The 14679-nt window shown below is 39.2% G+C and carries 14 protein-coding genes; 7 read left to right on the top strand and 7 right to left on the bottom strand.

Going from position 1 to position 14679, the window contains the following annotated elements:
- Positions 1–88: 88 nt before the first annotated feature.
- Complete coding sequence (locus ACOKFG_RS01845; RefSeq protein WP_298792346.1) at positions 89–472, bottom strand: TraR/DksA C4-type zinc finger protein; 384 nt, start codon at positions 470–472, stop codon at positions 89–91.
- Positions 473–475: 3 nt separating this feature from the next.
- A complete protein-coding gene (ileS, locus tag ACOKFG_RS01850; RefSeq protein ID WP_422861759.1) occupies positions 476–3874 on the bottom strand; it encodes an isoleucine--tRNA ligase in 3399 nt (1132 codons plus the stop codon).
- 181 nt (positions 3875–4055) lie between these two features.
- On the opposite strand from ileS, the gene ACOKFG_RS01855 reads away from it, so the two are divergent.
- A complete protein-coding gene (locus tag ACOKFG_RS01855; protein ID WP_298792350.1) occupies positions 4056–4397 on the top strand; it encodes a hypothetical protein in 342 nt (113 codons plus the stop codon).
- Between the two features lie 50 nt (positions 4398–4447).
- On the opposite strand, the gene ACOKFG_RS01860 is transcribed toward ACOKFG_RS01855, so the two are convergent.
- From ACOKFG_RS01860 to ACOKFG_RS01875, 4 genes are all read right to left on the bottom strand, one after another.
- Positions 4448–6880 (bottom strand): TonB-dependent receptor, encoded by a 2433-nt coding sequence (locus ACOKFG_RS01860; protein WP_298792352.1) that lies wholly within the window; start codon positions 6878–6880, stop codon positions 4448–4450.
- Positions 6864–7583 (bottom strand): DNA repair protein RecO, encoded by a 720-nt coding sequence (recO, locus tag ACOKFG_RS01865; protein ID WP_298792354.1) that lies wholly within the window; start codon positions 7581–7583, stop codon positions 6864–6866. The genes ACOKFG_RS01860 and recO overlap by 17 nt, the downstream gene beginning before the upstream one ends.
- A 132-nt stretch (positions 7584–7715) precedes the next feature.
- Positions 7716–9059 carry an NADP-specific glutamate dehydrogenase gene (gene gdhA / locus ACOKFG_RS01870; RefSeq protein ID WP_298792356.1) on the bottom strand — a complete coding sequence of 448 codons (1344 nt, stop codon included), beginning with the start codon at positions 9057–9059 and terminating at the stop codon, positions 7716–7718.
- 131 nt (positions 9060–9190) lie between these two features.
- Complete coding sequence (locus ACOKFG_RS01875) at positions 9191–10345, bottom strand: cystathionine gamma-synthase (protein WP_298792358.1); 1155 nt, start codon at positions 10343–10345, stop codon at positions 9191–9193.
- A gap of 86 nt (positions 10346–10431) precedes the next feature.
- Here ACOKFG_RS01875 and ACOKFG_RS01880 point away from each other — a divergent pair, with 86 nt between their 5' ends.
- The 6 genes from ACOKFG_RS01880 to ACOKFG_RS01905 all read left to right on the top strand — a co-directional run bounded on the left by ACOKFG_RS01880 (position 10432) and on the right by ACOKFG_RS01905 (position 14128).
- Positions 10432–11175, top strand: a complete 744-nt coding sequence (locus ACOKFG_RS01880; protein WP_298792360.1) for a DUF3298 and DUF4163 domain-containing protein — start codon at positions 10432–10434, stop codon at positions 11173–11175.
- Between the two features lie 53 nt (positions 11176–11228).
- A complete protein-coding gene (locus ACOKFG_RS01885; RefSeq protein WP_299170666.1) occupies positions 11229–11558 on the top strand; it encodes a helix-turn-helix domain-containing protein in 330 nt (109 codons plus the stop codon).
- A gap of 195 nt (positions 11559–11753) precedes the next feature.
- Entirely contained in the window at positions 11754–12446 is a 693-nt protein-coding gene (locus ACOKFG_RS01890; RefSeq protein WP_298792363.1) for an aspartate/glutamate racemase family protein, read from the top strand.
- Positions 12447–12533: 87 nt separating this feature from the next.
- Positions 12534–12875, top strand: a complete 342-nt coding sequence (locus ACOKFG_RS01895) for a hypothetical protein (protein ID WP_298792365.1) — start codon at positions 12534–12536, stop codon at positions 12873–12875.
- 9 nt (positions 12876–12884) lie between these two features.
- Positions 12885–13238, top strand: coding sequence for an ArsC/Spx/MgsR family protein (locus ACOKFG_RS01900; protein ID WP_298792367.1), 354 nt, complete (start codon positions 12885–12887; stop codon positions 13236–13238).
- On the top strand, positions 13235–14128 hold the full coding sequence (locus ACOKFG_RS01905; RefSeq protein WP_299487305.1) for a DMT family transporter: 894 nt from the start codon (positions 13235–13237) through the stop codon (positions 14126–14128). Before ACOKFG_RS01900 ends, ACOKFG_RS01905 begins: the two co-directional genes overlap by 4 nt.
- Before the next feature lie 48 nt (positions 14129–14176).
- On the opposite strand, the gene ACOKFG_RS01910 is transcribed toward ACOKFG_RS01905, so the two are convergent.
- Entirely contained in the window at positions 14177–14650 is a 474-nt protein-coding gene (locus tag ACOKFG_RS01910) for an acyl-CoA thioesterase (RefSeq protein WP_298792371.1), read from the bottom strand.
- Positions 14651–14679 lie beyond the last annotated feature (29 nt).

Raw genomic sequence — 14679 nt, forward strand, 5'->3', positions numbered from 1 at the left:
TTTTGACTTTGCAACTGTGCAGCCACAAAAAATCCTAGAAAAAAGCACAAGGTTTTCATGAACAAAAAAACGCCCAAGGGCGTTTCATCTATTTTTGCATGTTCTTCGCCTCAATGCTCAAGGTAGCGTGAGGTACAAGTTTTAGACGTTCTTTGTTTATCAACTTGCCGGTAACTCTGCAAATACCATAGGTTTTGTTTTCAATGCGTAGTAGCGCATTTTTTAAATCCCTAATGAACTTTTCTTGACGAATTGCCAACTGGGTATTGGCTTCCTTGCTCATTGTCTCCGAACCTTCTTCAAAAGCCTTGAAAGTTGGCGAGGTATCGTCAGTTCCATTATTTCCATCGTTCATGTAGGAACTTTTCAAAAGCTCTAAATGGCTATTCGCTTTTTCTATTTTTTCTTCAATTAATGCTCTGAACTCCTCTAAATCTTTATCTGAGTATCTTACTTTTAAATCTTGTGCCATTTTTTAATGTTTTTGGATAAACAATTTTGTGTTCACTTCATCGAAGGCAATCGCAATACCTTCTTCTAATTTTTCTTCGAAATTAAGCTCCGCGGTCAACGTTTCCGTTTTAATGTACTCCTCATTGCTCGAAACGGCATTTTCCACAAAGCCATCTTTCAGTATTTTGATGTCGATTTTATCGGTTACCTCAAATCCAGATTCTTTTCTAAGATTTTGGATTCTGTTGACCAACTCTCTAGCAATTCCCTCTTTTCTGAGGTTGTCATCGATGGTTACATCCAACGCAACGGTCAACGCTCCCGATGTTGCCACCAACCAACCTTCAATATCCTGGGAACTGATTTCTACATCAGTTAACTGTAAAATAATACTTTTATTTTTCAATTGAAGCATTAATTCTCCATCACGCTCAATTTTTTGGATATCCTCCTGCTCAAACTGACTTACAGCCGCTGCAATATCTTTCATATCCTTGCCGAACCTTGGGCCTAAAACTTTAAAATTAGGCTTGATTTGCTTCACCAAAATTCCTGAAGCATCGTCTAACAGTTCAATCTCTTTGACGTTGACTTCCGACTTGATCAAAGCAGCAACTGCCTTAATATCTTCCTTTTGGGCATCATCTAATACCGGAATCATGATTTTCTGTAGTGGCTGACGCACTTTTATTTTCTCCTTTTGACGGATAGACAAAACTAGCGAAGACACTTTTTGCGCCAATTGCATTTTGCGTTCCAACTTTCTATCGACCATTTCTGGGTCAAAAGTTGGGAATTTGGCCAAATGCACACTTTCAAAACCTTCTTTCTGGGTGATAGCATCCAAATCCTTGTACAATCGCTCCATAAAAAAAGGTGCAATTGGTGCAGAAAGTTTTGCAACAGTAATCAAAGAAGTATACAACGTCTGATAGGCCGAAATTTTATCTTGCTGATAATCTCCTTTCCAGAAGCGTCTCCTGCTCAAACGCACGTACCAGTTGCTTAAATTTTCTTGAACATAGTCGGAAATCATTCTTGCCGCCTTCGTTGCTTCATAATCTGCATAAGCTTTATCAACTCTTTCAATCAAGGAGTTTAATTCGGATAAAATCCACTGATCGATCTCTGGTCTTTCCTTTAATGGAATGTCTTCTTCAGCGTATGTAAATTCATCTATATTGGCATATAAAACCAAGAAAGAATAGGTATTGTAAAGGGTGCCGAAAAATTTACGTTTTACCTCAACAATTCCCTCAATATCAAACTTAAGGTTGTCCCAAGGATTGGCATTGGAAATCATATACCAACGAGTGGCATCGGCGCCATGCTTGGGGAGCACTTCGAACGGATCTACGGCATTGCCCAAGCGTTTGGACATTTTCTTGCCCTCTTTATCCAAAACAAGTCCGTTCGAAACAACATTTTTATAGGAAACAGTATTAAATACCATGGTAGCTATAGCATGTAAGGTATAGAACCATCCTCTTGTTTGATCAACACCTTCTGCAATAAAATTTGCAGGAAAGGAAGCTCCATTATCTATCAACTCCTTGTTTTCAAATGGATAATGCCATTGGGCATAGGGCATGGAACCACTATCAAACCAAACATCAATAAGATCTGATTCGCGTTTCATGGGTTGCCCAGAAGCGGACACTAAAGTAATCCCATCAACAATATTCTTATGCAAGTCAATTTTATCATAATTAGACTCGCTCATGTCTCCAACCACAAAATCCTCAAAAACATCCTTATCCAAGACTCCTGCGGTAACAGCTTTTGCCATTTCTGATTTCAATTCTTCAACAGAACCAATAATCATCTCTTCCTTTCCGTCGGTTGTGCGCCAAATCGGTAAAGGGATGCCCCAGTAACGGGAACGCGATAGGTTCCAATCATTGGCATTGGCCAGCCAATTTCCAAAACGACCTTCGCCGGTAGCTTTTGGTTTCCAATTGATGCTCTGATTCAATTCGAACATACGTTCTTTAACGTCCGTTACCTTTATGAACCAGGAATCCAATGGGTAGTATAAGATAGGTTTATCAGTACGCCAGCAATTAGGATAACTGTGCACATACTTTTCAACCTTAAAAGCTTTGTTTTCTATTTTTAACTTGATGGCAATCTCAACATCCACAGATTTTTCAGGAGCCTCACCATCATCATAATATTCATTTTTTACATATTTACCACCGAACTCTTTAAGCTCTGGTCTAAATCTTCCCTGCAAATCCACTAGAGGTACTGGATTATTGTTTTCATCCAAAACCAGCATGGGTGGAACTTCAGGTTTTGCCTGCTTGGCAACGAAGGCATCATCTGCACCAAAGGTAGGTGCGGTATGTACAATCCCTGTACCGTCTTCAGTGGTCACAAAATCTCCTGCGATAACACGAAAGGCGTTTTCAGGGTTTTGATAGGGCAGTACATAATCAATCAGTTGCTCGTATTTAATTCCAAGCAAATCTTCTCCTTTGCATTCTGTTGCTACAAGGAATGGTATCTTCTTGTTTTCTTTTGAAAAACTGGAAAGTACCGAGACATCATCTGTCTCTTCATACTTCCCTCCAAATTGCTTTCCAACTAAATTCTTGGCAAGGATTACGTGAACAGGTTCAAAAGTATATTGGTTATATGTGGCAACGACTACGTAGTCAATTTTTGAACCGACGGTTAAGGCTGTGTTACTTGGAAGTGTCCAAGGAGTAGTGGTCCAAGCCAGAAAATGTAAATGGTCAAATCTTTCTAAAAACTCAGGCACAGTATTTTCAACCACCTTGAACTGAGCAGTCACCGTAGTATCCGTTACATCTTGGTAGGTGCCCGGTTGGTTTAATTCATGTGAGCTCAAACCTGTTCCGGCCTTTGGCGAATAGGGCTGAATTGTATATCCTTTATACAAAAGTCCTTTGTCGTAAATCTGCTTGAGCAACCACCAAACAGATTCCATGTATTTGGACTTGTAGGTAATATACGGGTCATCCATATCCACCCAATATCCAACCTTCTCCGTCATTTCATTCCAGACATCTGTATAACGCATTACTGCTTTTTTACAGGCTGCATTGTACTCCTCTACGGAAATCTTTTTACCAATATCTTCTTTAGTAATACCCAATTCCTTTTCAACTCCAATTTCAATGGGTAGTCCATGGGTATCCCATCCGGCCTTGCGTTTTACCTGATATCCCTTCATGGTCTTGTACCTAGGGAAAATATCCTTTATGGTACGGGCCATTACATGGTGAATCCCGGGCATACCGTTTGCCGAAGGTGGGCCTTCATAAAACACATAACTTTCTCCTCCTTCTCGCGTAGAGACACTCTTTTCAAAAATCTGGTTGTTTTTCCAGAAGTCAAGAATCTCTTCCGATACTTTGGGCAAGTCCAATCCTTTATATTCCGCAAACTTCATATCTACTGCTACTTCTTCTAGATTTCCAAGTTTGCAAAATTATAAATTTAGATGGAATAATCCCCCTGTAAACAAGGTATTTGCGACTTCGCAACACACTTGGTCGAAATGTAAAATCACAAAACTGATGCTTTCCGTTAAAATCCATATCTTACCAGCTCTAACACTAAACCATTTTATAATGAAAAGAGTATTTATCGTTGCTGTAGCATTGTGTTTTTCAATGTCGGCAACTATTTCTTGCAAAGAAGCGGCCAACAAGGCCAAGGATGCCACTGAAGAAGCGGAAAAATCACTTGAAGAGGCGGGAGATGATATGAAAGAAGCGGCAAATGATGCCATGGATGCGGTTAAAGAGGCCGGAGAAGATGCAAAAGAAGCTGGAGAACAAGCATTGGATAGCATCAAGAAAGCTGGAGAAGATGCCATGGACAAGGCCAAAGAAATGGGAGAAGATGCAAAGGATGCAGTTAAAGAAACTGCAGATGACCTTAAAAAAGCTGCTGACGAACTAGATCATTAAATTCAGCTAACCGATTTAAAGAGGCTTGGAAAATTCCAAGCCTTTTTTTGTTAAAAACTATATCCCAATCCCAAAATAAGGTTGGCTCCAGGAGCTGCTATTCCAGATGAATAGGTTCTATACCTTTGGTTGGTAATATTTTCAAGGTTTACAGTCGCCTTAAAGGCATTGGATATTTGATATTGTGATCTAAAATTCAAGGTGTACCATGATGGAGAAAATGGGTTTCCATTCGTATCTATATCATAGATATAATCTTTGCTTCTTTCCGAGAGTGCCAAATCGCTATAGCTGATTTCACCATTGTAATTTAAGAACAGGTCGGTTTTCAATTTCTGATTTTGCCAAATCACATGAAAATCTCCAAAAGTTGGAGCAGCATGTCTTGCAGGGGTGTCCTCTCCACTATCATCTTCCTCAGTGCCTTCGGTAATGGTAAGGTTGGATGTCAGTGACCAGTTTTCATCCAAAAAGGCTTCTAATCCCAATTCAAAACCGTATACATAGGCCTTTGCCGCATTTTGGATGGCCTGCACATTGCTCAACTCTCCGTTATATAAAATTTCCCTATCCCCATTGAAGGTAAAGTCCCTTCGTACCAGTGCATCGACCAGATACGTATAAAAGGTAGCTCCTTTCAGTACCACTTTATCATTGAAATTTTTACGAATCCCTATTTCTCCGTTATATGCGTATTCGGGTTCTAATTCTGGGTTTGGAACTACAACAGAACCGGGTTCTGAGTCGAAAACCTTACCAATATCATCAATATTCGGCGCTCTAAATCCTGTGGACCCATTCAGTGTAATTTGAAGGTCTGCTCTCGGAAACCAACTGAATCCTAGACTCCCCGTGAATGCTCCGGTTATGAGGTCTGCCTCATCAAAAGGAAATGGAAAAAAAGTTTGGTCGAACTGGGCATCCACCCAAACCTGGCTATATCTGGCGCCCGACAATAGTGTGAAATTCGGTTTTAATTTATACTCTCCATTAATGTATCCGGCAAAAGTTTGCCACGTTGCGCCATCGGGGTATCGTGAAGCAGCTTCGCTTACTTGGTTGGTTTCGATATTAGTTTGAATTCCTTCAGAGTTTACTTTGTTAAAAATATACTCAGCTCCATAGTACAGACGCAAGTCCCCAATTTTCTTATTCTCAAAGTCAAGATTGATGGAAAGTGCATTTACTTTATCAACGGTGGTAAATCGGTCAGGGTCTTGAAACAATCTTTCATTTCTACTTTCCTCAAAATGTTGGTAAGCAGTGGTCAGTTTTACACCATCATAAAATTTATTCTTCCCCTGTTTAGTAAGTTGGAAGTTTCCCATCATCCACTTTTGGGGACCATAAAACCATTCCGCGGACCTTAGTCCATCGCCAGAAGCGTTTGGACGAATCAATCTATCATATCTTGAAAAATCCGAAGTTTCGGAATAATACAACCCTAAATCATAGTTCCAGGTGCTGTTCGGGCGATAGGTAAATTTTTGAAGAAAATTAATTTGATCATAACCAGATGAAATTTGTTTTCTAGGGTCATTGTTGGTCATCAAAACATCTACTCCATTTTCTCTTACCACATAGTTGTTTCGCAAATAGGAATCGGGGCCATTCTTTCCCATAGTCAGATTGTCAAAATCGTTATAGCTGAAACTGGTATAGGAAGCCCATTTTTGTTGCCCAAAATTAAAATCGACATGCGCTGTGTTTTCCTTATTGGCAGATGCAAATCTATAGTTTACGTTTCCGGAAAATGTGAGACTATCCGTAAATGAAAAGCGTGGTTTTTGGGTGAAAAAATTCATCACACCCCCAATGGCATCACTACCATAAATTACGGACCCCGGACCAAAAATCACCTCGGTATTTTTTACAGTGAATGGATCTATGGAAATAACATTTTGAACATTTCCTCCTCTAAATATGGCATTGTTCATCCGCACACCATCAACCGAAAGCAATAATCTATTTGTTGCAAAACCCCTTATCATTGGGCTGCCTCCTCCCAATTGACTTTTTTGCACAAAGACTTTTCCACTATTTTGCAAAAGGTCAGCCGAGGTTTGCGGGTTTGTAAATGCAATGGAACGTGCATCAATGGATTCGATTTTCTGCGGAACATCCTTTTTTTGTTGTTCCCATTTGGAAACGGACATTACAACCTCTTGCAATTCCTCAGGCTTAAGGTCAAGATAAACACGATTGCCTTTTCGACCTATCTGCGCTTTTGTGGTATTATAGGTCTCATAGCTGATATGTCGGAATGTAATGCGCTCATTCCTGGAAAAAACATCCAATTCACTGGTTCCTTCAACATTGGTGACAGCCGTCTTGGATTTATCTTTATTGTAGATGGCCATATTGGCAATAGGTGTCCCTGTAGTGGCATCCAAAACCATTATTTCTTGGGCAGAAATGGTTGCGCAAGCCAACAAAAAAAGGAGGGTAAAGCCTATGGTTCGCATACTACTGAAAAACTGCATTTAAAACAGCCAAGGACTTGGGTTTTCTGAATCCGTGCAAATGTAGTTCAAAATACAGAATAACATTCTTTAGGAGTTCTTGTCTTTGTGGCTTGTTCATTCGTACTGTTGGAAGTGCATCAAAATTTATGCCCAAAAGCTTCCTGAAGTCATCTAAATCTTCTCCCTGAATCAGGGGGTTCAACGAGGGGGTTCCAAAAAAGCCCCCTTCCAAAAGGTCAAAATAAGATTGGTCTTGAAATGAGGTGTCGGGATAGAAACCAAGATACTTGGTCAAATTCAGCAAAAACAAGGTATGAAAATTTGGGTTGGACGGATGTACATCCAGCCAATATAGAGCATATTCCAAATAGTTAAACAAGCCTTCATTCTGTTCTTCTTCCTGTATACTATTGCCCAACATTTCTGCTAAAAAAAGGACCATGCTGTTCTTGGCAATGTCGGTATGTATTGTTTTATAAGGCACCGAGACCTTGGCTTCGCGCATGCTTTCAAGTGTGCCCTTGTTTTTATGTGTGGCCGTGATTTCCAATTGCATCAAAGGAAGAAAATAAGCGGGTTTCAATTTTCCTTTTTTGGAAGACAAAACTCCCTTGAGCAAATAAGATTTTATTCCATCCGATACCGTAAGTGCTTTAACTATAAGGCTGGTATCTCCGTATTTAAGAGAAGAAAACACTATGGCTTTGGTTGTTACTTGCATAAAATAGTATAGCCCTTTGTAAAAACACCTCTAAAGTCCCTTCAATGGGACATTAAATGGTTGATGAAGATAAAAAAAGTGGACGATTGTAAACCAATCGCCCACTTAATCATTTGGATATTTGGTGTAAGTTTAAATTACCCCCTGTGCCAGCATAGCATCTGCAACTTTTACAAAACCTGCAATATTGGCTCCTTTAACGTAATTGCAATAACCATCTTCTTCTTTTCCAAATTCTATACAGGAATCGTGGATATCTTCCATAATACCTTTTAATCTGTCATCCACTTCTTCGCGTGTCCAACTGATTCGAAGTGAGTTTTGAGACATTTCCAACCCTGAAGTAGCAACACCACCTGCATTGGAAGCCTTTCCTGGTGCAAATAGTATTCTAGATTCATGGAAGGCATGGATAGCTTCTGGTGTTGAAGGCATATTTGCTCCTTCTGCCACGGCGATACAACCATTTTTAATTAAGGTAGTTGCGTCATCACCATCTAGTTCGTTTTGGGTAGCACAAGGAAGGGCTACATCACATGCAACTTCCCATGGTGTTTTTCCTTTGTGAAACTTGGCGGATGGATATTTATCGGCATATTCCGAAATCCTACCTCTTCTGTTGTTTTTCAAATCCATGACAAAGGCCAGTTTTTCCTCATCTATTCCGTCTTGATCATAGATGTAACCGCCAGAATCAGAAAGCGTCAATACCTTTCCTCCTAAGTGCATCACTTTTTCGGCAGCATACTGAGCAACATTTCCTGAACCTGAAATCACAACATTTTTATCTTTGAATGATTTACCTTGGGTCTTTAACATGCTATCCGCAAAATAAACGGTACCATATCCAGTAGCTTCCGGACGAATCAATGATCCACCCCACGAGCGTCCTTTTCCGGTCAATACCCCGGTAAACTCATTTCTGATTTTTTTGTACATCCCAAATAGGAATCCGATTTCTCTGGCACCAACACCAATATCTCCAGCCGGAACATCCGTATTTGGACCTATGTGCCTGTTCAATTCCAACATGAAAGCATGGCAAAAACGCATTACCTCATCGTCAGATTTTCCTTTGGGGTCAAAATCGGAACCTCCTTTACCTCCACCCATTGGCAATGTTGTCAAACTATTTTTGAAAACTTGCTCAAATGCCAAGAACTTCAATACACTGGCATTTACTGTAGGATGAAAACGAAGTCCACCTTTATATGGTCCAATTGCAGAGTTCATTTGAATACGATATCCACGGTTTACGTGAATCTCACCTTGGTCATCTACCCAAGCAACTCTGAACGAAATTAATCGCTCTGGCTCAACCATCCTTAAAAGGATATTTTTTCCGTGGTAGATGTCATGTTTTACAATGTAAGGAATAACGGTTTCCGCTACCTCCTGTACCGCCTGGATGAATTCAGGTTCATGGCCATTTCTGGCAATGATCTCATCCATAAATGCTTTGATTTTTGCTTCCATAAAACGGATTACTGATTTAATGACCCCAGTTTCTTAATAGGGGTCAATTTTATTGAATTAGGAATTAGACGGCAAAATTATGGTATTTACATAATTTAAAGCCTTGTTTTTTAAAAATTTTTCAAAAACAATTAAGAGATAGCTTGTTCTAAATCGGCTATTAAATCATCGACATCCTCGATTCCTACGCTAAGTCGAATAAGGGAATCGACTACTCCGCTTTTTTCACGTTCTTCTTTCGGGATACTCGCATGGGTCATACTGGCTGGATGACCGGCCAAACTTTCTACGCCCCCTAAAGATTCAGCGAGGGTAAATACTTCTAATTTCTCTACAATTTTAATGGCTTCTTCATAACTACTGCCCTCGGGAACAAAAGAAATCATTCCCCCGAAATCATCCATTTGAGCCTTGGCCACATCATGGTTCGGGTGGGTATCAAATCCTGGCCAGTATACTTTTTCGATTTTCGGATGATTTGCCAAGTACTCAGCAATAGCTTTACCATTATCACAATGCCGCTGCATACGCACATGCAAGGTTTTGATTCCCCGGAGGGTCAAGAAACTATCCATGGGACCACAAACGGCACCACTGGCATTTTGAATGAAATACAGTTGGTCTGCCAAATCTTTATCCCTCACAACCAAAGCCCCAACAACAACATCACTGTGCCCACCTAGATATTTGGTGGCCGAATGCATGACAATGTCAGCTCCCAAATCCAAAGGACGTTGCAAATAAGGCGTTGCAAAAGTATTGTCAACAGCTAAAAGTAAATCATGTTTTTTAGCCAAGTCCGAAACGGCCTTTACATCGATTACATTCATCATTGGGTTGGTCGGCGTTTCCACCCAAATCAGTTTGGTTTTGTCATTGATATGTCTTTCTATGGCATCAATGCTTTGCATTCCAACAAAGTGGAATGAGATCCCATATTTTTCAAAAACTTGCTTGAAAAGACGATAACTGCCACCATATAAATCATTGGTAGACACTACCTCATCACCAGGGTTCAACAATTTTATAACGGCGTCCATTGCCGATAGTCCGCTGGCAAATGCAAGTCCATAAGTTCCATTCTCAATACTCGCCAACGAATTTTCCAAAGCTGTTCGAGTAGGATTGGCACTCCTTGAATATTCAAAACCTTTATGGCCTCCTGGAGTGGACTGCGCATAGGTCGAGGTTTGATAAATTGGTGGCATAACAGCTCCATAAGCTTTATCTGGATGTTGCCCTCCGTGAATGGTTTTACTGTTGAATTTCAAATCTTTTTTACTCATTTCGTCTAAATCTGGCTACAAATGTATTGTTATCTTTTGGAGTAATCAATGATGTCTTATTTTTGAATACCCTAAAACCTCATCTTGTGAAAAAAACGTTTTACCTACTCCTGTTATTTCTGCCCCTCCTTGGTTGCGAAAATGGCGATAAACTTACTTTTGAGCCGATACATCTATCTAATGAGGCCTGTGAAGGTTGTCCTAAAATAAATATAGATATTCCCAAAGCTTTGGACGAGGCTATCTTATCCAACCGAATAAATACGGCTTTGGAAGAGGAAATCATCTTGCTTTTATCATTCGATGAAGATCAAGAAATTAGCTCTATTGACGATGCCATCGCTTCCTTTACCAATAGTTTTAAAGAGTTGAAGTCAAAATTCCCAGATGAAACGGTAGGTTGGGAGGCCAGTGTTGAAAGTGACATCTCGTTTGAGGATAACGCCCTACTTACCCTTGAGTTCGATGCATATTCTTTTACAGGCGGGGCACATGGCTATGGTTCCACTACTTTTTTGAATTTTGATAAGCGAAAAGCTGTTGAACTTGAAAATTGGGAGCTCTTTGAAGATTTGGAAGGTTTTTTAAAATTTGCCGAAATTAAATTCCGAATTCAAGAAGATATTCCACAAGATGATAACATCAACGCCACCGGGTTTATGTTTGAAAGAGATGCCTTTCATCTATCAGAGAGTATAGGCTATACCGAAAAGGGCATTACATTATTGTACAATCAATATGAAGTGGCTTCTTATGCCGATGGCCCCATAAATTTGACCATCCCCTACGCAGAGGCAAACAAATATCTAAAGCGAAAGGTGAAACTTTAAAAGCGAGTATTAAATTCTAAAATATAAGTTAAAACATATCTATATTTTTAGATATGTCTATATTTACATATATTTGCAATATGGATATTGTTGAAATTAGTAAAGTATTGTCAAATAAAACCCGAGTAAATATTTTAAAATGGCTGAAAAATCCAGAAGTTAATTTTCCGCCGCACCAAGATATTGATCATTTTGATGATGGAGTCTGTGTCGGATACATTCAAGATAAAACAGAACTCTCACAATCTACTATTTCAACATATTTAAACTCCATGCAAAATGCCGATTTGGTAATTCCGACCCGGCATGGAAAATGGACCTATTATAAAAGAAATGAAAAAGTAATCAAAGCTTATGTGGATAGCTTAAAAAAGGATTTATAATTTTTTTGCCCCACATATCGATATTTAGCGAAATGTAAATTTGAAAACATGGAAAATTGTATCAATTGTAACTGTATCGACGAAGTTTTAGCATCTGAAAGGACTAAGAACAATTTAATTAAACGAATAACAAACTTTCTGGAAACCTTCACCATAGAAGGTGCAGAGCATATGTCAAAAACTAAATAAAAAACTATGAAAACCATTGGATTAATAGGTGGAATGAGTTGGGAATCCTCCAAAATATACTATCAACATATCAATGAAATGGTTCGTGAAAAGTTGGGTGGTTCCCACTCGGCTAAGAGCATTCTTTCTTCTGTTGATTTTGATGAAATTGAACGTCATTCCTTCTCCAACGATTGGAGTAAAATTGGAGACATCATGGCCTCTTACTCCAAAAATTTGGAAAAGGCTGGAGCGGAAGTAGTTATTCTTTGCACCAATACCATTCATTTGGTAAGTGATTCAATTACCAATGCAGTGGACATTCCTTTTTTACATATTGCCAATGCAACAGGGGAGGCAATTCAGGCAAAAGGACTAAAAAAAGTGGCCCTTTTGGGCACCAAATTCACTATGCAGAAAGATTTTTATACCAAAATACTGGAAGATCAATATGGATTGGAAGTTTTGGTTCCGAACAACGAGGATATGGATAAACTTCAGGATATGATCTATAACCAATTGGTAAAAGGTGTATTTACTGAAGAGGCTAAGAACACTTGCCTAAAAATCATTAAAAAGTTGGAGGACCAAGGCGCAGAAGGGGCCATTTTGGGTTGCACGGAATTACCCATTTTGATTCCAGCCCATGAAGTCGAAATCCCAACATTTGATACTGCAAAAATACATGCACTAAAAGCGGTGGAATTTGCACTTTCTTGAAAATAAATCAACCAAAATCCATGCTGCTTTCTTACTTAAAATAGGTTTATTTTGCAATCTGGAATGTAAACCATAAAAGCTATACAAATGCAACGCTTTAACCTAAACAATAAGACATTCTTGCTTCTTGAAAATTCTGAAAACGGAAAAGTTAATTCAGATACGATTTTTAGGTACCAACAAGAAGGCGATCTTGTTACAGCAGAATATGATGGAGGTCCTATTCGATATGGGAAAATAATTGCGCAACTCGATGGAGACAAATTGCAAATGTTGTATCAATGCTTAACTGTGGAAGGTGAATTAAAAGCAGGGAAAGCAAATGCGCAAATTCGAGTTGATGAAAACAAGAAAATCCACCTACATTTGGATTGGAAATGGTTAGGAGACTCATCAAAAAAAGGAACCTCCGAATACATTGAAAACTAATCAAAACCAATGAAAAAAATCTATCATTTGGGTAGTTGCTCTACCTGTCAACGCATTCTAAAAGAATTGGAACCCTTAACCGGGGTGGAGTTACAAGAAATAAAAACGATGTCCATTACTTCGGAGCAATTGGAAGAAATGAAGACTCTTGCTGGAAGTTATGAAGATTTGTTCAGCAGACGCGCCATGCTTTTTCGTCAAAGAGGATTACATGAGCAACAGCTATCTGAAGACGATTATCGAAATTTAATATTGGAACATTATACCTTTTTAAAAAGACCTGTAACGATAATAAATGACCAGATTTTCGTTGGAAATTCAAAAAAAGTTGTTGAAGCCGCAAAAGCGGCATTACACCCATGAGTAAACGCACCCTAGCCATACTTGCCGCACTTGGCGCCACAACCATTTATGCCATAAACCATACAGTGGCCAAAGGTGTAATGCCTACTTACGTTAAACCTTTTGGGTTTATTTTATTACGCGTGGTAGGCGCTGCTATTCTTTTTTGGGGTATTTCTCTTTTTGGACCTAAAGAGAAAATTGAAAAAAAAGACTGGGGTCGGGTATTGGTATGTGCCATATTGGGCATGGTAATTAATATGCTTGCTTTTTTTAAAGGCTTGCAATTATCCACTCCAATCAACAGTTCGGTGCTTATCACTATTACACCCATTTTTGTGGTGGCACTTTCCGCTTTCTTTTTGAAAGAGAAGATCACTTTGAACAAAGGATTTGGTATTTTTTTAGGTTTTGTTGGAGCAGTTGCCTTGATTTTATTCGGGGCAGAGATTCGGCAAGATGCTCCCAATATTCCGCTGGGCAACTTCTTGTTCATTGTAAATGGATTAGCTTACGGAGGTTATTTGATAGTAGTCAAAAAGTTGATTGAAAAATACCATCCCTTCACCTTAATGAAGTGGCTGTTCACCATTGCCGTTATCATTAATCTTCCAATTACATTACCCTCCGCCATGGAAATTCAATGGTCCAGCATGCCTTTATGGGTATATGGCTCCATAGCTTTTGTCATCATCGGCACCACCTTTTTTACCTATCTTTTTAATGTGTTTGCATTGACACAACTTAAAGCTTCTACCGTCGGGGCCTTTATCTATTTGCAGCCCTTGTTGGGAATTTTAGTTGCAATTATCTCTGGAAAGGACCATTTGACAACGGTCAAAATTTTGGCCACAGCTTTAGTATTGTTAGGGGTATACTTGGCTAGTAAAAAACCAAAGCCAAGTTCCTAGATTTAATTTAGTTGGTTTGGTCACACGCCTATCCAAGGGCTAGAACAATTACAAATCCACCGGAATTTGAACGTGCTTACGGGTATCTGCTTTTGTCAAAACTTTAAAGTCTTCTGTGGTTTCCATTTTATGAAAAGCATCCAAGAACACCTGTGGTAAATCTGTCAGTTTGCGTTCCTTTAGGTCCATCCAAGCTCCCATCATTTCGCATCTTGCAAAGTTTTTGCCCTCACTGTTGTAAAAGTCATGTTGGAATTCAAAGAACATCCCGTCCTTGCTCATTCCTTTAAAGCCCAAGGAGACCTTTACCGGTTTTCCAGGAAACACTTCTTTGAAGTAGTACATGTGCTCATAAAAAACCACTGGACCAATATTATAATGTGCCATGGACTTTTGGTTAAATCCCAACTGACCTAAATAGGCCATCCGGGTGTGACTCATAAAATTGATGTAGGCTGAATTAGCTAAGTGACGGTTAGCATCTAAATCACTCCATCTAATCTCAAATTCTTTAAAAAACATTGGCTGTTCATTTGTTATGCATGCATAAT

The organism is Flagellimonas rhodophyticola (genome assembly GCF_049332665.1).
In the GTDB taxonomy this organism is placed as follows: Bacteria; Bacteroidota; Bacteroidia; order Flavobacteriales; family Flavobacteriaceae; genus Flagellimonas.

Bases quoted from the DNA above. Each gene is read 5' to 3' on its own strand.
- ACOKFG_RS01845 (WP_298792346.1), bottom strand. From the start codon at position 472: ATGGCACAAGATTTAAAAGTAAGATACTCAGATAAAGATTTAGAGGAG.
- ileS (WP_422861759.1), bottom strand. From the start codon at position 3,874: ATGAAGTTTGCGGAATATAAAGGATTGGACTTGCCCAAAGTATCGGAA.
- ACOKFG_RS01855 (WP_298792350.1), top strand. From the start codon at position 4,056: ATGAAAAGAGTATTTATCGTTGCTGTAGCATTGTGTTTTTCAATGTCG.
- ACOKFG_RS01860 (WP_298792352.1), bottom strand. From the start codon at position 6,880: ATGCAGTTTTTCAGTAGTATGCGAACCATAGGCTTTACCCTCCTTTTT.
- recO (WP_298792354.1), bottom strand. From the start codon at position 7,583: ATGCAAGTAACAACCAAAGCCATAGTGTTTTCTTCTCTTAAATACGGA.
- gdhA (WP_298792356.1), bottom strand. From the start codon at position 9,059: ATGGAAGCAAAAATCAAAGCATTTATGGATGAGATCATTGCCAGAAAT.
- ACOKFG_RS01875 (WP_298792358.1), bottom strand. From the start codon at position 10,345: ATGAGTAAAAAAGATTTGAAATTCAACAGTAAAACCATTCACGGAGGG.
- ACOKFG_RS01885 (WP_299170666.1), top strand. From the start codon at position 11,229: ATGTCTATATTTACATATATTTGCAATATGGATATTGTTGAAATTAGT.
- ACOKFG_RS01890 (WP_298792363.1), top strand. From the start codon at position 11,754: ATGAAAACCATTGGATTAATAGGTGGAATGAGTTGGGAATCCTCCAAA.
- ACOKFG_RS01895 (WP_298792365.1), top strand. From the start codon at position 12,534: ATGCAACGCTTTAACCTAAACAATAAGACATTCTTGCTTCTTGAAAAT.
- ACOKFG_RS01900 (WP_298792367.1), top strand. From the start codon at position 12,885: ATGAAAAAAATCTATCATTTGGGTAGTTGCTCTACCTGTCAACGCATT.
- ACOKFG_RS01905 (WP_299487305.1), top strand. From the start codon at position 13,235: ATGAGTAAACGCACCCTAGCCATACTTGCCGCACTTGGCGCCACAACC.
- ACOKFG_RS01910 (WP_298792371.1), bottom strand. From the start codon at position 14,650: ATGTTTTTTAAAGAATTTGAGATTAGATGGAGTGATTTAGATGCTAAC.